13 protein-coding genes and 1 riboswitch are annotated in these 18,744 nt (G+C 57.8%); of the genes, 10 read left to right on the forward strand and 3 right to left on the reverse strand.

Features of this window, described 5'->3' with window-relative positions; translation table 11 throughout:
* Positions 1 to 26 precede the first annotated feature (26 nt).
* Positions 27 to 1,091 carry a transglutaminase domain-containing protein gene (locus ACZYUB_RS06490; protein ID WP_463946518.1) on the forward strand — a complete coding sequence of 355 codons (1,065 nt, stop codon included), beginning with the start codon at positions 27 to 29 and terminating at the stop codon, positions 1,089 to 1,091.
* Here the strand turns inward: ACZYUB_RS06490 and ACZYUB_RS06495 are convergent.
* On the reverse strand, positions 1,055 to 1,306 hold the full coding sequence (locus ACZYUB_RS06495; RefSeq protein WP_463946741.1) for a PilZ domain-containing protein: 252 nt from the start codon (positions 1,304 to 1,306) through the stop codon (positions 1,055 to 1,057). The two genes, ACZYUB_RS06490 and ACZYUB_RS06495, sit on opposite strands and share 37 nt — an antisense overlap.
* A 112-nt stretch (positions 1,307 to 1,418) precedes the next feature.
* Positions 1,419 to 1,509: riboswitch (TPP riboswitch) on the forward strand.
* A 61-nt stretch (positions 1,510 to 1,570) separates the two neighbouring features.
* Here ACZYUB_RS06495 and thiB point away from each other — a divergent pair.
* From thiB to thiQ, 3 genes are read left to right on the forward strand one after another with little or no spacing between them, the layout of a single operon-like run.
* Complete coding sequence (thiB, locus tag ACZYUB_RS06500) at positions 1,571 to 2,551, forward strand: thiamine ABC transporter substrate binding subunit (protein ID WP_463946520.1); 981 nt, start codon at positions 1,571 to 1,573, stop codon at positions 2,549 to 2,551.
* 19 nt (positions 2,552 to 2,570) lie between these two features.
* Positions 2,571 to 4,169, forward strand: coding sequence for a thiamine/thiamine pyrophosphate ABC transporter permease (thiP, locus tag ACZYUB_RS06505; protein WP_463946522.1), 1,599 nt, complete (start codon positions 2,571 to 2,573; stop codon positions 4,167 to 4,169).
* On the forward strand, positions 4,166 to 4,942 hold the full coding sequence (gene thiQ, locus ACZYUB_RS06510) for a thiamine ABC transporter ATP-binding protein (RefSeq protein ID WP_463946524.1): 777 nt from the start codon (positions 4,166 to 4,168) through the stop codon (positions 4,940 to 4,942). Before thiP ends, thiQ begins: the two co-directional genes overlap by 4 nt.
* A 201-nt stretch (positions 4,943 to 5,143) precedes the next feature.
* Here the strand turns inward: thiQ and ACZYUB_RS06515 are convergent, their stop codons facing one another.
* Positions 5,144 to 6,526: a PhoH family protein gene (locus tag ACZYUB_RS06515; RefSeq protein WP_463946526.1), complete on the reverse strand. Its 1,383-nt coding sequence runs from the start codon at positions 6,524 to 6,526 to the stop codon at positions 5,144 to 5,146.
* 412 nt (positions 6,527 to 6,938) lie between these two features.
* Between ACZYUB_RS06515 and parM the strand changes: the two genes are divergently transcribed.
* Positions 6,939 to 7,985: a plasmid segregation protein ParM domain-containing protein gene (gene parM, locus ACZYUB_RS06520; protein ID WP_463946528.1), complete on the forward strand. Its 1,047-nt coding sequence runs from the start codon at positions 6,939 to 6,941 to the stop codon at positions 7,983 to 7,985.
* 4 nt (positions 7,986 to 7,989) lie between these two features.
* Positions 7,990 to 8,607: a hypothetical protein gene (locus tag ACZYUB_RS06525; protein WP_463946530.1), complete on the forward strand. Its 618-nt coding sequence runs from the start codon at positions 7,990 to 7,992 to the stop codon at positions 8,605 to 8,607.
* Positions 8,608 to 8,669: 62 nt separating this feature from the next.
* On the opposite strand, the gene ACZYUB_RS06530 is transcribed toward ACZYUB_RS06525, so the two are convergent.
* A complete protein-coding gene (locus tag ACZYUB_RS06530) occupies positions 8,670 to 10,142 on the reverse strand; it encodes an esterase-like activity of phytase family protein (protein ID WP_463946531.1) in 1,473 nt (490 codons plus the stop codon).
* A 357-nt stretch (positions 10,143 to 10,499) separates the two neighbouring features.
* On the opposite strand from ACZYUB_RS06530, the gene purH reads away from it, so the two are divergent.
* The 4 genes from purH (at position 10,500) to ACZYUB_RS06550 (ending at position 18,670) form a co-directional block, all read left to right on the forward strand.
* Complete coding sequence (gene purH / locus ACZYUB_RS06535; protein ID WP_463946532.1) at positions 10,500 to 12,092, forward strand: bifunctional phosphoribosylaminoimidazolecarboxamide formyltransferase/IMP cyclohydrolase; 1,593 nt, start codon at positions 10,500 to 10,502, stop codon at positions 12,090 to 12,092.
* 124 nt (positions 12,093 to 12,216) lie between these two features.
* Positions 12,217 to 13,506, forward strand: a complete 1,290-nt coding sequence (gene purD, locus ACZYUB_RS06540; RefSeq protein WP_463946534.1) for a phosphoribosylamine--glycine ligase — start codon at positions 12,217 to 12,219, stop codon at positions 13,504 to 13,506.
* A 475-nt stretch (positions 13,507 to 13,981) separates the two neighbouring features.
* Positions 13,982 to 18,142: a pullulanase-type alpha-1,6-glucosidase gene (gene pulA / locus ACZYUB_RS06545; RefSeq protein WP_463946536.1), complete on the forward strand. Its 4,161-nt coding sequence runs from the start codon at positions 13,982 to 13,984 to the stop codon at positions 18,140 to 18,142.
* Between the two features lie 333 nt (positions 18,143 to 18,475).
* Positions 18,476 to 18,670: a hypothetical protein gene (locus ACZYUB_RS06550; protein ID WP_460884804.1), complete on the forward strand. Its 195-nt coding sequence runs from the start codon at positions 18,476 to 18,478 to the stop codon at positions 18,668 to 18,670.
* The last annotated feature ends 74 nt before the right edge of the window (positions 18,671 to 18,744 follow it).

The following is an 18,744-nucleotide window of genomic DNA, read 5'->3' on the forward strand; positions in this document are numbered from 1 at the left end:
CAGCGCTCGAACCTGGAGACAACGGATTGATACGAGATCCCCAAGGCTGTAGCCGCCCCCCGCACTACGGACCAGGAGCCATCCTGGTTCTGGGCTGTTGCATGCTGCTCGGCCTGTTGCCCAGTGCTCCAGCTCTGGCTAAACAACTGAGTTTCAGCCGGGATGGCTTGACGCTCAATTATCGCTGGCAGCCTCCCTCGAGCGCGGCACAAGGCGCCGCGCAAACTCAGGAGCCCCAGAGCCAAGAGACACAGAGCAAAGAGACGCAGAGCCTCAGCCTGACATTGCCAGAGCAGAGCGAGTTGCGTTTTTTTAGTGCCTGGCGTCCTGATGCGGCGCGTCGCACCCTCTATACCCGGCTACTGCGCAGTGCTCGTCAGCAGTGGCCCGAGGTGCGTTTCGAACTGAAACGACAAGATCCCTGGAGCCTGGCGATCCATACCCGGGATCCCGCCCAGTTGGCCAAGGTACAGCAGTGGCTGGCGAATGAAGAGAAAAGCCAGTTTGATCTCCTGCTCAAGGAGAACTATCTGATCGCCACCAGTGACCCTCTGGGTCAGGCCGGAATCAAACCGGATCATGTGCGCATCATAGACACCAGCAGCAGTGAGTTGGGGGATGTGGCGGAGGCCTTATTGCAAGCTGCAGGTGGCGAGCAGGTCGAGCCGCGACAGTTGCTGAATTTTTTGCTGGCGTTTGTGCAGTCCATTCCCTACGACCGCCTGCAAAGCAGCGGCGGACAACGGGGGACCGGTTATCTGCTACCGAAACAGGTGCTGGAAAATAATAGTGGCGACTGCGACAGCAAGGTGGCCCTGCTGGCGAGCCTGTGGCGCTACCTGAAGCCCGAAATTCCGCAAGTGCTGTTGTTTGTGCCCGACCATGCCCTGCTGGGCGTGGCCCTACCGGCCCAGGGGCAGGACGAGACGCTGGTCGCTGGGGGCTATTCGCTGCTATTGCTGGAGCCCACGGGTCCGGCCGAATTACCGGCCGGACAGATTGGTGAGCAGAGTCGACTCTATATCAAGACCGGCCGCTACATGGCCGAGCCGGTTCAGGCCACCGAGACAAACTCGACACCGAGCCGGTAAATCGGCTCATGGGGGGTCGCCCGGATCACCCGGGCTTGCGCCTGGAACGGTGGTAGCAAATTGCTGCTGGTCGCCAGACTGACCAGCAGTTCGTCCCCTTCCCGGATCCCGTCCTCCTCGACCTCGATGGACATACCATTGGCACTGAGATCACGACAGATCCCGGCCAACCGACGGTTGCCATGAATGACTGTCACCGGCGCATCAACCACCATGCGCATAAATGTTCGTCTTTCCTTACTATGGTCTGTCAGCACAGAGCCTCCTTATTGACACCATCAGCCGCCTTTGGCTGGTATTGTTCACAAAACGTTAATAGAATGAGGCCGTTTTCAAACGGGGTGCGGGCGTCCGCTGAGATCATACCCGCGAACCTGATCCAGGTAACACTGGCGGAGGAATTTGAGACGACATCGCCCCCTCCTCACGGAGAGGCGCAGATGGGACGCCTGCCGACACACATCACAAGGAGTCTCGACGTGCGCTCTCTACTCTTACTCTCCACCCTGCTCGCCACTACCACCGCCATGGCCAGCGAACCGCTGACCATCTACACCTATGACTCCTTTGCCTCGGATTGGGGTCCTGGTCCGAAAATCAAGCAAGCCTTCGAAAAACAGTGTGGTTGCCAGATCAATTTTGTGCCACTCGAAGACGGCGTGGCGATACTTAACCGGCTGAAATTAGAGGGGAAGCACACAAAAGCGGATCTGGTCATCGGCATGGATGAATCCATGTTGCCCGAGGCCCGTCGCAGCCAGCTGTTTGCCGCGCATCAGGTCGATATGACTCCGCTAGCACTTCCCGGCGGCTGGCAGGACGACACCTTCCTGCCCTTCGACTATGGCTACTTCGCCTTCGTTTACGATGGCAACAAATTGAAATATCCACCCAAGAGCCTGAGCGAGCTGGCCAGCCGCCCCGATCTGAAGATCATCTATGAAGATCCGCGCACCAGCACCCCGGGACAAGGCTTGTTGCTGTGGGTCAAGCAGACCCAGAGTGAGCAGGCCGCGGCGTACTGGCAACAGTTGGCCAAGAAAACGGTCACCGTCACCAAGGGCTGGAGCGAAGCCTACGGCATGTTCCTCAAGGGCGAAGCGGATCTGGTGCTCTCCTACACCACCTCGCCGGCCTACCACCGCCTGGCCGAACAGAAGCAGAACTATCATGCCGCCCTGTTTGAGGAAGGCCATTATCGCCAGGTGGAGGTTGCCGCCCAGCTCAAGAGTGCCCACCAGCCAGAACTCGCCGCCCGCTTTATGAAATTCATGCTCAGCGATGAGTTCCAGAGCCTGATCCCGACTGGCAACTGGATGTACCCGGTGACGAAGGTCGCCTTGCCTGCGGGCTTTAACCAGAACGAAACCCCGGTGAAAACGCTGAACTTTACCGAAGCCGAGATCGCAACCGGTCGCAAAGCCTGGCTGCACGAGTGGCGCGGAGCCGTGAGTCAGTAATGGTGTCCGGTCGAGCAGCATGAATTCACCGCTAGCCCATAAAGCCTGGTGGCTATCCGGCGCCGGGACGTTGCTACTGCTAGGCGTCTGCGGGCTGGGCCCCCTGCTGGCCTTGCTGCATGAGGGGGGGCTCGGCGCCGCCCCGCTGTGGCAGGATGCCTACCTGCGGCATGTGGTGCAGTTCAGTGTGCTGCAGGCCGGACTCTCCACCCTGTTGAGTCTGGGGCTGGCCATTCCGGTGGCGCGGGCCCTGCACCGCCGTCACTTTCCGGGGCGCGGTCTGCTATTGCGGCTGTTCGGCATCTCCCTGGTCTTGCCGGTCATCATAGCCCTGTTCGGGCTGGTCGCCGTGCATGGCCAACAGGGCTGGCTGCCACGACTGCTGGCGAATCTCGGTCTCCAGACCGGCTCCTATCTGTATGGGCTTGGCGGTATTTTGCTGGCCCATCTCTTTTTCAATATGCCACTGGCGGCGCGCTGGTTACTGTTTGCACTCGAAGCCGTACCGGCGGAAAACTGGCGCCTAGCCAGCCAGTTGGGCATGAAATCTGGAGCCCTGTGGCGATTGCTGGAGTGGCCTGCCCTGCGCGGGCAGCTGGCACCACTGGCCAGCCTGATCTTCGTGCTCTGTTTTTCCAGCTTCACCACTGTGATGGCGCTGGGTGGCGGCCCGGGCGCCACCACCCTGGAGGTCGCCGTCTACCAGGCGCTGCGCTTTGATTTCGAGCTGGATACCGCCGCCCAACTGGCACTCTGGCACCTGCTGTTGTGTGGCGCGGCGCTGGCCCTCCACCACCAGTTGGCTGCTCCGGCACCCGGTCAACAGCACAGATCCTCTCGGGCAAGCCGCCCCGATACCCGGCACTGGCTGGGGCTCGCCGTCGATTGCTTCTGGTTGAGCCTAGCTCTGCTGTTGTTTATCCCGCCGCTGTTGGCCATCGTCACGGCCGGGCTCAAACCGCAGCTATGGCAAGCTCTCACCTCACACCAGCTCTGGGCCTCACTGCTCACCTCGCTGCAGATTGGGTTGGGTGCCAGCCTGTTGGCTTGTGCACTCAGTCTAGGGTTGCTATTCAGCAGCCGGCATCTGCGGCAACGGCTTGGCCGGCCCCATGCCGCCACCCTGCTGGAATCCTCGGGCTCGCTGATCCTGCTGATCCCGACCGCGGTGCTGAGCACCGGGCTGTTCATCCTGCTACTGCCGGTGGCCGACGTGTTCGGCTTGGGGTTCTGGCTGGTGATGCTGCTCAATGGCCTCGCCTGTTTGCCCTATACGGTTCGCACCCTGCAACCGGCGCTACAACAAGCGGTACTGCGCTACGATCGTCTGGCCATGAGCCTGGGACTTCACGGCTGGAGTCGCTGGCGCTATCTGGAGTGGCCGCTGTTGCGTGCCGCATTGGGTCGGGCTATGGCGCTGGCGGCCATCTTCTCGCTGGGGGATCTGGGTGCCGTGGCCATGTTTGGCAGTGACGAATTGCAGACCCTGCCCTGGTTGCTGTTTCAGCAACTGGGCAGTTATCGCCTGGATGATGCCGCCGCCACCGCCTTGTTATTATTGCTGCTTTGCACCGGTCTGCTGTGGCTGGTCGAGCGCGGATTTGGAGATCCCCGATGAGCGCCCCCCCCGAGACAATTCCAGCTCCGGTTGCTGCCCCCGCACCTGCACCACAAGCAGCGAGCGACCAGGCCCTGCATTGTCAGAACCTGACGTTGACCCGTGACGGCGAGCAATTCCGTTTCAGTTTCGATCTACGACCCGGCGAGCTGCTGGTGCTGGTTGGCCCCAGTGGCGCCGGCAAGAGCACCCTGCTCGACTTGCTCGGCGGCTTTATCGCCGCCGATAGCGGAGCGTTACTCTGGCAACATCAACCCTTGCAGTCGCTGCCGCCAGCCGAGCGCCCATTCACCACACTGTTCCAGAGTCACAACCTGTTCGACCATCTAAGCGTGCGGCAGAATATCGGTTTGGGCGTGCGCCCTGATTTGCGCCTCAGCGCCGAGCAGTGGCAGCAGGTGCATACGGCAGCCGAGCGCCTGGGATTGAGCGAATTCCTCTCCCGTCTGCCGCCCCAACTCTCCGGCGGGCAGCAACAACGGGTGGCGTTGGCCCGGTCGCTGGTGCGGCAACGGCCGTTTCTGCTGCTGGACGAGCCCTTCTCGGCACTGGATCCGGCGCTACGCCACGAGATGTTGCGCGAAGTGCAGCAACTGGCCCATCAGCAACAGATTGGCATACTGCTGATCTCCCACCATCCGGAAGAGGCGCGCGGAGTCGCCGATCGTATCGCCCTATTGCAAGCTGGCGAGATCCGCTTTTGCGGTGCCGTCAGCGAACTGGATAACGCGACCAATAACGACATGGCCCTCTATCTCGGCCGTCGGAGCTGAGCTGGATAACCTAGCCAACGACATGGCCCACTCTACTGTTCTCGGCCGCCGGAGCTAAGCTGGATAACCTAGCCAACGACATGGCCCACTCTACTGCTCTGGGTCGCCGGAGCTGAGCTGGATAACTCCAGCAACAACAACATGGCCCGCTATTTCAAGCGGGCCATGGTAACCATGCAGGAATAAACGTCCGCGCTAAAACTAGAGGTTCTCTTCAGCAAACGAGGCCAGACGACTGCGCACCACACCGTTGAGATAGATGTTGGCGCTGCCTTCGAAATCCTTGAAGCGCTCGACGATATAGGTCAACCCCGAGGTGACAGGGCTTAAGTAGGTGGAATCGATCTGCGCCAGGTTCCCGGAACAGACCAGCTTGGTCCCCTCACCACAGCGGGTAATGATGGTTTTGAGTTGGGACGGAGTCAGGTTCTGGCACTCATCCAGCAGCACAAAGGTATTCTGCAGACTGCGGCCACGCATGAAGTTGACCGATTTGAACTGGATATTGGCCTTGTCCATGATGTACTGCAGCGAACTCTCCTTACTGACATCGTGCTTGTGCAGCACCTCCAGAGTATCGGTCACCGCCGCCAGCCAGGGCAACATCTTCTCCTCCTCGGTACCGGGCAAGAAGCCGATGCTCTCGGCAATCTCCGGCGTGTTGCGGGTGACTATGATGCGATCGAAGATGCCACGTTCAATCACCAGCTCCAGCGCCGCCGCCATCGCCAGCAAGGTCTTGCCGCTGCCGGCCGGCCCAGTCAGGATCACCAGATCCAGGGTCGGATCCAGCAAGGCATCCAGTGCCATGGCCTGGAATATGTTCTTCGGACTCACTCCCCAGGCATGACGCCCCATCAAACGTTCACGGCTGAGATCCTTGATCTGTAACCGCCCGGCTTCACGGCCATGCACACGCCCGGCAAAGCTGTCCGAATCATCGATCAGATACTGATTGATATGGGTGTTGCTCACCAGCGTCTCATCCACCCAGTGGAATACATCCCGCCCGCTGGAGACGCTCTCGCATTCACCGACCTGGTCCCAGAATTGTCCCTCGATGGTCTGGAACCCCTTGGCCAGCAGGCGAATATCATCAATCAGCTGATCGGTACGATAATCTTCAACCCGCTTGAGCCCGGCCCCCTTGGCCTTGAGCCGCATATTGATATCTTTGGTGACCAGCACCACGGTGCGGCCGGGGAACTTCTTCTGCAAGAAGAGGGCGGCATTGATGATGCGGTTGTCATTCTCCTTGTTGGTGAAGACTTCCTCCCCTTCCGGCAGATGATGGTCGGCAAAGATGGCGAGACGTCCGGTACAGTTCTCGCCCACCCGATTCCCCAGATAGATGCCTTCGGCAATCTGCTCCGGGGTGGCATCGCGGAACACATCTTCCATGGTGCGGATTGCTACCCGCGCCTCGCGGCTGACATCTTTCTGGCGATCCTTGATGTTGTCGAGCTCTTCGAGCACCGTCATCGGCACTATGACGTCGTGTTCTTGAAACGAGTAAATGGCGAGGGGTTCGTGCAGCAGAACATTGGTATCGAGAACATAGAGTTTACGATCGTCGCTCTCCATAGGCAGCCTCCTTGGACGGCTAGGTAATCCGGTTGATGACACACACATGTCAGTTAAAGCACAACCAGATGACAGGGCTATGACTCCACCCTACGCCGCCGTTCACAAAGCTGCAACACAGCATCCACAGTTTGAGTTGTCGCTCCCGTTTCATCGCTAATTCCCGGTAAGCACTCAGGATGGGGGCTTGTCCGGGAGTCCCCCGCCATCACCAGTTGCCACCCGCGCATGCAGCAGTAAACCTCCCTTCCGCACGGAAGGAAAATTTCCATGCGGAATATAAATCTGCGGAAATAAATTTCACCGCTATTTTATTCGACAAAACAAATCAAAAGGATAAAATACAACCAATATTATTCGGGCTCTGTGCTCAGAAGTCTGCCTGGATCTGCCACCTCATCGAGAAGAATGTATGTCTGTTATCCCCATGAAGCTGGCCATCGATGATGGCTCCACCAATGTTAAAGTCAGCTGGATTGAACAGGGCACGCTGAAGACCATAGTGTCGCCCAACTCGTTCCGCAAAGACTGGAAAAGCGCCGCCCTGCTCAAGGGACAGAAGGTGTTCAACTACACCATAGGCACCACCAAATATACCTATGACGCCACCTCGGATAAGGCGTTATCCACCACCCATATCGAGTACCAGTACGACGATCTGAATCTGCTCTCCGTGCACCATGCCCTGTTGCAGACCGGCTTGACCCCTTGCCCGGTACATATCATCGTCACCCTGCCGATCACCGAATATTACAACCCGGATGATTGCCAGAAGAACGAGTCCAAGATCGAGGCCAAGCGCCGGAATCTGATGCGCGACATCAGCCTGAACAAGGGTGAGCTATTCCAGATTGTTGATGTGGATGTCATGCCGGAGAGCCTGCCGGCGGCCCTGTCCCATCTGCTGAACGCCAACTGCAATGAATTTACCAAATCCCTGGTCATCGACTGCGGCGGCACCACTCTGGATATGGGCGTCGTAGTCGGCGAGTTTGACGATGTATCGGCCATCTACGGCAACAACGAGATCGGCGTCTCCATGGTGACCGATGCGGCGCGCAAAGCGCTGGCCGCGGCTGACAGCGACTCTAGCTATCTGGTGGCCAATGAGCTGATCAAGCGCCGCCACGATATGGCTTTCTTACAGAGCGTGGTCAACGATGAAGCCAAGATCCCCGGCATCCTGACCAAGATCGAGACCAAGATCCGCGAGTTAGGGGATCAGGTTGCCTATGAGGCCAAGAAGTTTGCCAAGAATCCGAACCGTGTCTATCTGGTGGGCGGTGGCGCCTCTCTGATTGCCGATGCCATTCGTTCAGCCTATACCACGCTCGGTGAGCGGGTCGTGTTGCTGGATAACCCGCAAAGTGCACTATCCCGCGAGATCTGCCTCTACCATGCCGATGAAGCCGCCCACGCGGTCAGCTCGCCGGTGCTGCTCGAGGTAGGTGATGAGTAATGGCGTGGCCAGAAAACTGAATCTGGCCCTCTACCTCAACCCGGAGACCTCGGAAGCCGACCGCTTTGCGGTCGGAGCCCTGCGCGAGTGGTACGACAAGGCCAAGCGCAGCCATCCGGATCGCACCTCCCTGGAGATGGTGGTACGGCTGTTTCATCGCGATATCTATCTGGCCGGACTCTATGTCCATCTGCTCAATCCGCGGCTGAGCCGTAGCCTGTCGGTGGCACTGGATCCCGAAAATCTGACATCCACCGCCTTCTGGCGCCAGTTGCATGCCTGTGGTCTGAGTGACGATGGCAGTGAAGCCAGTACCGCCGAAGAAGCGCTGTTTTCGCCATCCCAGCTGACCCAGTTGCAGCAGCTGCTGGCCGAGCAGAATGCCCATATCGTCGCGGTCCAGCAGGAGCTGCAACAGTTACGGCAGTTGGCGGACAACCAGGCGCGCCAGCTCAAGCGCTTGCAAGGGCAGCAAAGTTCCGCAGCTCCGGACTCTGGGGCTCAAGGCTCAGGAACCCAGATCAGTGAAAGCAAGGGGATAAGTCTCGAAAGCACGGACTTGAGCGAGCTGATGCCGCCGAGCGCACAGTTGAAAAAAATCAAACAAAAGGGGCTGTTTTGACAGCCCCTCTGTTGTGCCTGTTCAGTGCTGGTTTGCCAGCTCAGTGCGAGTGGTACCGGGAATCAACGCAACGGATGGTCCAGGCTAATCAGCCACAAGGCGGAGCTGGCACCCTCACCGGTGAGCGGTTTGAAGCTCAGGCTACTGGCGACCGGCTTGCCCTCCAGCAGAAGTGTGCCGCTGCCATCCGTACTGTAATCGGTCGGATCCTTGGCCTCCCCAACCGCCTCCTTCACCTTGACTCCGAGGCCGAAATCATTGTCGCTGGTCACGGCGAGCGTCTTGCCATCAACCAGGGTTAATCCTTCCGCTTTTTCAGCACTCCAGCCCAGGGATTGCAAGTCCACCAGCAGCTGCTTACCCACCGGAACCACGCCTGCCGCCTGCAGTGCATCGGCATCGGCGTACTCCAGCGCCTTGTTGGCAATCAACTGCCCACTCAAGTCCGTAGCCTTGGCCAGATCCAGACGATAGATGCGGTTGTGCATCTGCTTGTCTTTATCCTTGCCCTGCTCGATCACCAGCAGGGTCTGCTCATCGACCGCGACCAGATCCCCAATCTTGGCATCCTTGTTTTTCTTGTAGAAACCGGATTCCAGCGGATAAGCCAGCATGCGGGTGTTGCCGGTTTGCGGATCCAGCTCCAGCAGGCGGATAAAGGTCGCCGACTTGGCGGTCTTCCCGTCGATATCCAGGGTGCTTTGCACGGCTGCGATGATCTTGCCCGACGGCAGACGCGCTATCCCTTCAAATCCACGGTTCGGCTGACGCCACGCCAACACCGAGGGTAAACCACCCGCGACCTGTTGTTCACCCGCTTGCGCATCGGGTCCAAACTGCTTGAGGATCTTGCCCTGCCCATCGACGTGGATCAGAAACGGGCCATATTCGTCACACAGCCAGAAGCCCCCCTGACCATCAGGGACCAGCCCTTCGGTATCCAGCCCCCGGCTATCGGTCAGAGCAATCGGCTGCAAGGCATCATTCAAGGCCATTTCACCGGTCGCGCCCACGGTTCCCGGCTGCAGCGGCAGACCATGAATGGAGCCTTTGCCATCGTGCAGCAACACCGGATGGCTCGCCTTGGCCTTACCGTCCTTGACCGTGACGGTCATCCACTGCGGCACGAAGTCCGGGCGGATAAAAATTTTGCTTTCCCGGGTCTGCCCTGCAGTGGTCCATTGCGGCGCATCGGCATTGGGACCCCGATCGGTCAGGGCGACAAATTGCAGGGCACCATCGGAGGTTTTGCCAACAAAGCTCAATCCGGAGCCCAACCCGATGGGCAACCCATCCGGAAATTGACTGGCCGCTTGCCCCTGATAGGTCAAATGACCGTCAGCTGGCAACTCGATGGCTAATTTGGCCAGCACCTGGGGAGCGGCTTGCGCCGCTGTGACCAAGCCGCTGGTTGCCATGCTGCTGATGGCCAACAGCGACACCAGCAAGGCTGGAGTTGCCGTTTTTTTCACTCCGCCATGACGGGCCGAGACCACCAGGGAGGAGAGAGAGTGTTTCGAGGTTACAAAGCGCATGCATGAGTCCTGAACGCTGAATTGAGATACCGGAAGGGCAAGCGTAAAGCGCCAGGATGAATATTCGGTGACAAGCCGATGGCAGAGGAATGACAAGCCGGCGCAGAATCCAAACCAATTCAACCCGTTACAGACAAACGTTTTTACCCGCGTCAGCACTGGCCCCGAGCCATGTAAAAAAATCGCCTTACATCACGCTTTTGTGTAGAATACGCGCCCACTCGGATGGGCATCCGGGTCTTGTCTTCAAGGGTATTTCTGCAAAGTTCATTTGATGGTCTGTGCACTTCGGTGGTGCCAGCACTCCGAGTAGATTTTGCGAAATTCCCCCTGGAACCTTTAGAGGACAACGAAGAGATGGAAAACACTCGACCGATCCGCCGCGCCCTGCTGAGCGTCTCTGACAAGACCGGCATTGTGGAGTTTGCCCGCGCCCTGCAAGCCCGAGGCGTAGAACTGCTCTCCACTGGCGGAACCGCTCGCCTGCTGGCCGATGCTGGCCTGCCGGTAACCGAAGTCTCCGATTACACCGGCTTTCCCGAAATGATGGATGGCCGCGTCAAGACCCTGCACCCTAAGGTTCATGGCGGCATCCTGGGCCGTCGCGGCATCGATGACGGCATCATGAGCCAGCATGGCATCAGCCCCATCGATCTGGTCGCCGTCAATCTCTATCCCTTCGCCGCCACCGTCGCCAATCCGGATTGCTCCCTGGCTGATGCCATCGAAAACATCGATATTGGTGGCCCGACCATGGTGCGCTCCGCGGCCAAGAACCACAAAGATGTCACCATTGTGGTCAACGCCCGTGACTATGACCGCGTCATCGACGAGATGGACAGCAACGACAACTCCCTGAGCTACGCCACCCGGTTTGATCTGGCTATCGCCGCCTTCGAGCACACCGCCGCCTATGACGGCATGATTGCCAACTACTTCGGCACCAAGGTGCCAAGTTACGGCGTCATTGATGAAACCAGTAGCGACTCCAAGTTCCCGCGCACCATCAACTTCCAGTTCATCAAGAAGCAGGATATGCGCTACGGCGAGAACGCTCACCAAGCCGCCGCCTTCTATGTGGAAGCCGATGTCAAGGAGGCCTCGGTTTCTACCGCTACCCAGCTGCAAGGCAAGGCGCTCTCCTACAACAACATCGCCGATACCGATGCCGCCCTGGAGTGCGTCAAGCAGTTCATCGACCCGGCCTGTGTCATCGTCAAGCACGCCAATCCCTGCGGTGTCGCCCTGGGTGACGATATCCTGCAAGCCTATGACCGCGCCTACAAGACGGATCCGACCTCGGCCTTTGGCGGTATCATCGCCTTCAACCGCGAGCTGGATGCGGCCACTGCCGAAGCTATCGTCAGCCGTCAGTTTGTCGAAGTGATCATTGCCCCGGCCGTTACCGCCGAAGCCCGCGACGTGGTGGCCAAGAAGGCCAATGTGCGCCTGCTGGAGTGTGGTTTCTGGACCGGCAAGAGCGAGGGTGTCGACGTCAAGCGCGTCAACGGCGGCCTGCTGGTGCAAGACCGCGATCAGGGCATGGTCAGCCTGCGCGACCTGAAAGTGGTCAGCAAGCGTCAACCCACCGAGAAAGAGCTCGAAGAGCTGCTGTTCTGCTGGAAGGTCGGCAAGTTCGTCAAGTCCAACGCCATCGTCTACACCAAGAACGGCCAGACCATCGGCATCGGTGCCGGTCAGATGAGCCGCGTCTACTCCGCCAAGATCGCCGGCATCAAGGCTGCCGATGAAGGTCTGGAAGTCCAGGGCTCGGTCATGGCCTCCGATGCCTTCTTCCCGTTCCGCGACGGTATCGACGCGGCGGCAGAAGCCGGCATCAGCTGCGTCATCCAGCCGGGTGGCTCGATGCGTGATCAGGAAGTGATCGATGCGGCCGACGAGCACGGCATGGTGATGGTCTTCACCAACATGCGTCACTTCCGCCATTAATCACGAACCGGCCGCTCTTTGAGCGGCCTTGTTTGCTTCAGATGTCGAGCCTTCGGTGAAACATCTCCCCCGAATTGCAGACGGGCCCCGCACAGAGCAGAGCCCGTTCAGAGGATGGAACAGAATGAAAGTATTAGTGATCGGTAACGGCGGCCGTGAACACGCCCTGGCCTGGAAGGCAGCGCAATCGCCACTGGCCGAGAAAATCTTCGTAGCACCGGGTAACCCGGGTACCGCGCGGGAAGCCAAGGTGGAAAACGTCGCCATCAGCGCCACCGACGTCCCGGCTTTGGTCGCCTTCGCCCAGAAAGAACAAATTGGCCTGACGATCGTTGGACCGGAAGCGCCGCTGGTGATCGGGGTTGTGGATGCCTTCCGCGCCGCCGGTCTGACCATCTTCGGACCGACTCAGGCCGCCGCCCAACTCGAAGGCTCCAAGGCCTTCACCAAGGACTTCCTGGCTCGCCAACAGATCCCGACCGCCGAATACCAGAACTTCACCGAAGTAGAGCCAGCGCTGGCCTATCTGCGGGAAAAAGGCGCCCCTATCGTCGTCAAGGCCGATGGCCTGGCCGCCGGTAAGGGCGTGATCGTCGCCATGACGCTTGAAGAAGCCGAGGATGCAGTACGTGACATGCTCTCCGGCAACGCCTTTGGCGACGCCGGCAGCCGCGTAGTCATCGAAGAGTTCCTCGATGGCGAAGAGGCCTCCTTCATCGTCATGGTCGATGGCCAGAATGTGCTGCCGATGGCCACCAGCCAGGATCACAAGCGGGTCGGCGATGCCGATACCGGCCCCAATACCGGCGGCATGGGTGCCTATTCTCCAGCTCCTGTGGTCACCCCGGAAATCCATCAGCGCGTCATGGAGCGCATCATCATGCCAACCGTGCGTGGCATGGCGGCCGAAGGTAACGTCTACACCGGCTTCCTGTACGCGGGGCTCATGATCGATGCGGCGGGCAACCCCAAGGTGATCGAGTTCAACTGCCGCTTCGGTGACCCGGAAACCCAACCCATCATGCTGCGCATGCAATCCGATCTGGTGGAGCTCTGCCTGGCTGGTTGTGCCGGTGAACTGAACCAAAAAGAAGCCCTCTACGACAGCCGCGCCGCCGTCGGTGTAGTGCTAGCCGCCGCCAACTATCCGGGTGACCCGCAAAAAGGCGATGTGATCCACGGGCTGGATGCCGGCAACAATATCGACGTCAAGCTGTTCCAGGCTGGTACCGCCGAGCAGAATGGTCAGGTGGTCACCAACGGCGGCCGCGTGCTGTGCGCGACCGCGCTGGGCCATACCGTACTGGAAGCCCAGCAACAGGCCTATGAGCTGGCCAAGCAGGTCAGCTGGGACGGCATGTTCTACCGGAACGACATCGGCTATCGCGCCATCGCCCGTGAGCAAGCGCAATAATAGTCAATAGATCCATCCCTCATCATCAAGGCAGCCATCTGGCTGCCTTTTTTACGCCGTAATTTTTAGCCGAATATCTGGCAAACCCCGCCAACAAACAGAAATAGAAGCAGGGACTAGGCGCACGGGAAGACGAAATAACTATCCACTGGAAACTCGGTTGCTTATCTCCATTCTGATTAGATACTGAAAATTTGTTACGGAATTTTATTTCAATTTATGAAAGCCTTTTCATAAATTTAACAGTTGAGCCAGCTCGCAACTTTCAAATTTGCTTTGATGACGACAAAAAGCAAACCGCTTGAAAACGTTTCCGTATCACATATTTAAGCCCTCGACCCTCCTATAGTGCGCGCCACTGTGTATGGATCTGCGCTTTCATGCTCCTTCGAAAGCAGAAAAAAATCCAACGCATGTCTTCCAAGTTTCACGCGATCAACAAGACTCCGTAAAACCTCAAAAAGGAAACGAAGGTATGGACTTCAGATTTAAAAAACTCGCCTGGTATGTGATGCCCAGCGTCGTCGCACTGGCTCTGGCCGGTTGTGGCTCCGATAACGACAGCAACACCACCTACACCCCCAGCAATCCAGCCGCGACTCTGCCGACCGTCACCAATCTAGAGACTCCGACTGAAATTTATGCAGATGGTGCTATTCCTGCTAACACCATGGTACTTAGCCTGGTAGATCAGAAGAGCATCATAGCGGCTACCACCAAGGGTCGTGCGGCAAGTGCCAGCGATTACGCCGGTTACAACCTCTACATCTGGAACGATGCCAACTGCGCCGGTGTGGCCGATGGTGCCACCTCCAGTAGCTGGGACGATGTCAGCAAGACTCCGACCAAAGTGGATAGCTACGGTCCGTACTGGGAAATCCCCGTCAATCCAAATGGCGATCCTGCCTGTATCAACGTCATAGTCCGTGATGCCAACAAGAACAAGATCAGTGGAAACAGCGACCTGCATATTTCACTGAGCGATCTTCAGCAATCGCTGATCGCCGGTGGCGAACTGTTCGACACCCGCGCCTTGGCTTTTGACAAAGTACCAGAGCAAACCGTTGGTATCTCGGGAGCTGCAGCCCATTTGATCGATGCCAATACCATCGTCTGGGAAGGCGCCAAAGACGCCGCCTATGCCAACCTCTACTACGATGTCGATGGCGGCATTGAGGCCGGAGCTGATAACAAGCTGAGCTTTGACAAGCGCTTCGATCTGAAAAAGACCACGCTGACCGATGCCCAACTGGCCATTCTCGATGCCAAGGATCGCAAGCTCAAAGAGTGGACTGCTTTCTCCCTGCCATCAGGTGTGGACATCAAGACCCTGCTCAAGGGTGAGTTGATCGCCGTCTCCACCGACAGCAAGGGTATCATCGACAGAGGCACCAAGGTGCAAACTGCCAAGGCTCTGGATGCCGTCTACGCCGATAAGGCCTCAACTCTGGAATACGGTGCCATCGTCTCCGATTCTGGCGTGAACTTCCGCCTGTGGGCCCCGACCGCGCAAAGCGTCAAGGTTGTTATCTACAACGCCAACAAGGAAGCAGTCAGCACCAATGACATGACTTTCGACAGCGCCAGCGGCTCCTGGAGCTATGCCGGTGCCGCCGATCTGAAGGGCATGTACTATCGCTACCAGATGACAGTTTATCATCCGCTGACCCGTAAGCTTGAAAGCTATGAAGTCACCGACCCCTACTCGCTGAGCCTCTCCATGAACTCCGAGTACAGCCAAGTGGTCGATCTGAATGATGCCGATCTGAAGCCGGAAGGTTGGGACACACTGAAGGCACCACACGCCCAAACCACACCTGCTGATGTGGCCAAAACTGTGGTGTATGAATCTCATGTTCGCGATCTGACCGCTTTTGATACCGAAGTACCAGCGGCCGAACGCGGCAAGTATGTGGCGCTGACCGAAGAGAACTCACTGGCCGTCAAACATCTGAAGGAGCTCTCTGCTGCTGGCGTTACCCATCTGCAGATCCTGCCAGCCTTCGATATCGCCACCATCAACGAAGATCCGGCCAAGGTCGCCAACCTGGATGATAAGTTCAGCAAGCTGTGCGACGTCAATACCAACGTAGCCAACAGCGACAAGTTCAAGGCCAACTGCAGCGGTGACAGCACAGTCGCCGAAGTGATGGCCACCCTGGACAAGGATGGCGAAGATCGTCAAGAGCTCAACCGTATGGTTGCTGATACTGACTCCTTCAACTGGGGCTATGATCCATTCCACTACACCACGCCGGAAGGTTCCTACTCCACCAATCCGGATGGCACCGCGCGTATCCTCGAATTCCGCAAGATGGTCAAAGCCATCAAGGAAAATATCGGCATGAACGTGGTGATGGATGTGGTCTATAACCACACCAACGAATCAGGCCTCGGTAACAAGTCAGTACTCGACAAGGTCGTGCCTTGGTACTACCAACGTCTGGATGAAACCTCTGGCGATGTCACCACCTCGACTTGCTGCTCTAACACGGCACCGGAACACGCCATGTTTGCCAAGCTGATGGATGACTCCCTGGTTACCTGGACCAAAGATTATAAGATCGACGCCTTCCGCTTCGACATCATGGGCCATCATCCGAAGGCGCAAATGGTCGATGCACTGGCCAAGGTCAAGGCCGTCGCACCTGAGATGTACTTCTACGGTGAAGGCTGGAACTTCGGTGAAGTCGCCGATGACGCCCGCTTCGAACAGGCACGTCAGGCTCACCTGGGCGGCACCGGCATCGGCTCCTTCTCGGATCGTCTGCGCGACGCCGTTCGTGGTGGTAGCCCGTTCGATGGTGGTGACGGCATCCGGAGCAGCCAAGGTTTCGGCAACGGCGCCTATGTACTGGCCAATGAAAAAGAAGGCGTCACTGAAGACAGCGCTCGCCATCTGGCCGAGCTGACCATGCTGGGCATGGCCGGTAACCTGAAGGACTTTGTCCTGGTCGACCGTGAAGGCGTTCCAACCAAGGGTGAAGACATCGACTACAACGGTCAGAAGGCTGGTTATGCCAACGACCCGATTGAAATCCAGAACTATGTCTCTAAGCACGACAACCAGACCATCTTCGACATCATTGCTTACAAGGCCGCCGAAGATGCATCTCTGGATACCCGTGTTCGTATGCAGGGTCTGTCGCTGGCGACCGTGCTGCTGGGTCAAGGTACCGCCTTCGATCAACAGGGCTCCGAGCTGCTGCGCTCCAAGTCCTTCGAACGCGACTCCTACGACTCTGGCGACTGGTACAACAAGGTCGACTACACCAAGCAAGACAACAACTACGATGTCGGTCTGCCACGCAAGGATAAGGATGGCGGCAACTACGATCTGATCAAGGCGGTCAAGGATGTGGCTGGTAAGCCAGGTGCAGCCGAGATTGCTCAGATGGATAGCTTCTACAAAGAGCTGGCCAGCCTGCGTCAATCTTCCCCGCTGTTCACCCTGGGAACTGGCACCGAAGTCATGAAGCGGGTCGACTTCCGCAACGTGGGTCCGGAGCAAACCACGGGTCTTATCGTCATGACCATTGACGATGGCATCGGTCAAACCGATCTGGACAAAACCACTGATGGTATCGTGGTTGTGGTCAATGCCACCGCAGACACCCAGACTGCCGGTAGCTTCCAGGATGGCAATGGTGCCGACATCGCCCTGAGCGGTTATGAGCTGAGCAGCATCCAGTCTGATCTGGGTACGGCCTCCATCGGTAATGGCGCCACCTTCGCCAATGGTGAGTTCAGCGTTCCAGCCTGGTCTGTGGCAGTGTTTGTCAAGCCGCAAGGCTCTGCACAAGGCGCTGGTCTGCCGGTCAGCAAGAAGCAGGATCCATCCACCATTGAACCCTTTGATGTGCCTGTCTATCTGCGTGGTAGCTTGGTTGGATCATGGGGCGCCGACACGACGAACCAGTTCACCTTTACCGGCGCTAACTACAGTTACGAATTCTCTACTGACGTAACTGAAGACATGTTTGGCAGCAAAGAAGTGAAAGTGGCCGATGCCAACTGGAGCTCCGTGAACTACGGTGTATGTACCGCTGGTGACAAGCTGGTGGTGGGTACTCCACTGACCCTGTGTACTGGTGACGCAGCCAAGGGCAACGTGGCTCTCGATGTAGCCAAGGTCGGAACCTACCACTTTGTCTTCCGTGTGGTTGACAAAGACAGCCCAACCCTGACTCTGGCGATTGATGAACCAGCCGCAGCTTGTGAGCTGCTGCCTGATTCAACAGAAGCTGCTACTCTGGGTGAGACCAAACTGGCACTGCGTGGTAACCACTCTGGCTGGGCCTGGGATGCGGCCTATCAGCTGACCTATAAGGGTAGCGGTATCTATGAAACTAAGGTGTCCGGTGTTGACCTGTCCGGAGGCTTCAAGATTGCAGCTGATACCACTAACTGGGATCCGCAATTCTTTGCAACCTCTGGTGGTAAGCTGGTAGCACCAATGGCAGCTGATACCGTCTATGAAGCCTACGGCCGCTTCGGTGGTGAGGGTACCGATCCAGGTAACAACACCATGACCCTGGGTGCAGGCAACTGGCTGTTCCGCCTGAAGCTGGATACCACTGCAGAAATGACTGGAGCTGGCGTCAAGGGAACCATCGACGTTTGCCAACTGCCGTAACACATCAAGATTTCATTCTTGAACTACAACCGGGGCCTAGTGCCCCGGTTTTTTATTGTCACTCAATGCCATTTCTGAACCCTGGCTATACCAGCCAGCAGAAAGCACTGCCTTACCGCCCACAAACATCGCTTGGGGCTTGAATGGCGGAAGATGAGACCTAGACTACTCGAGTCCATCAGGAATATGTGACAGCAACGGCCATGGATGCAGACGAAATCGCGAGTCAACTGCCGCACGATTTCTCCGGCTATCCATCAACCACGCTGAACACGCTTGTAGGTCCCGGCTGTCATCAAACAATCCGGAATACCGCAACGCGGAGGAGACCTGATGAGACAATCATTGATTGAAATAAGTAGCCGCATGCTGTTTACCGAATACTTGCAGCATCTGAACATTCGCGTGCCCAATCTGCAGCAGGAGTGGGTGTATACCCGCGAAAAACAGGTACTAGCCTGTATCCGTGTCGGAGCTGAGCAACCGCGTTTCTTTATCCAGGCTTCCGGCATGACGAGAAAGTCCTAACGTCTGATTAACGGTCCGATATTTGCCTTAATAGGCCTGCGACTCGAGGCCTGTAGTGACACGCAACCATGCGA

This window comes from Pseudaeromonas sp. HNCC25DJ182, from assembly GCF_055413365.1.

Coding starts and splice junctions, on each gene's coding strand:
- ACZYUB_RS06495 (WP_463946741.1), bottom strand. CDS start 1,306: ATGGTGGTTGATGCGCCGGTGACAGTCATTCATGGCAACCGTCGGTTG.
- purD (WP_463946534.1), top strand. CDS start 12,217: ATGAAAGTATTAGTGATCGGTAACGGCGGCCGTGAACACGCCCTGGCC.
- thiQ (WP_463946524.1), top strand. CDS start 4,166: ATGAGCGCCCCCCCCGAGACAATTCCAGCTCCGGTTGCTGCCCCCGCA.
- pulA (WP_463946536.1), top strand. CDS start 13,982: ATGGACTTCAGATTTAAAAAACTCGCCTGGTATGTGATGCCCAGCGTC.
- ACZYUB_RS06515 (WP_463946526.1), bottom strand. CDS start 6,526: ATGGAGAGCGACGATCGTAAACTCTATGTTCTCGATACCAATGTTCTG.
- parM (WP_463946528.1), top strand. CDS start 6,939: ATGTCTGTTATCCCCATGAAGCTGGCCATCGATGATGGCTCCACCAAT.
- purH (WP_463946532.1), top strand. CDS start 10,500: ATGGAAAACACTCGACCGATCCGCCGCGCCCTGCTGAGCGTCTCTGAC.
- ACZYUB_RS06550 (WP_460884804.1), top strand. CDS start 18,476: ATGAGACAATCATTGATTGAAATAAGTAGCCGCATGCTGTTTACCGAA.
- ACZYUB_RS06530 (WP_463946531.1), bottom strand. CDS start 10,142: ATGCGCTTTGTAACCTCGAAACACTCTCTCTCCTCCCTGGTGGTCTCG.
- thiP (WP_463946522.1), top strand. CDS start 2,571: ATGAATTCACCGCTAGCCCATAAAGCCTGGTGGCTATCCGGCGCCGGG.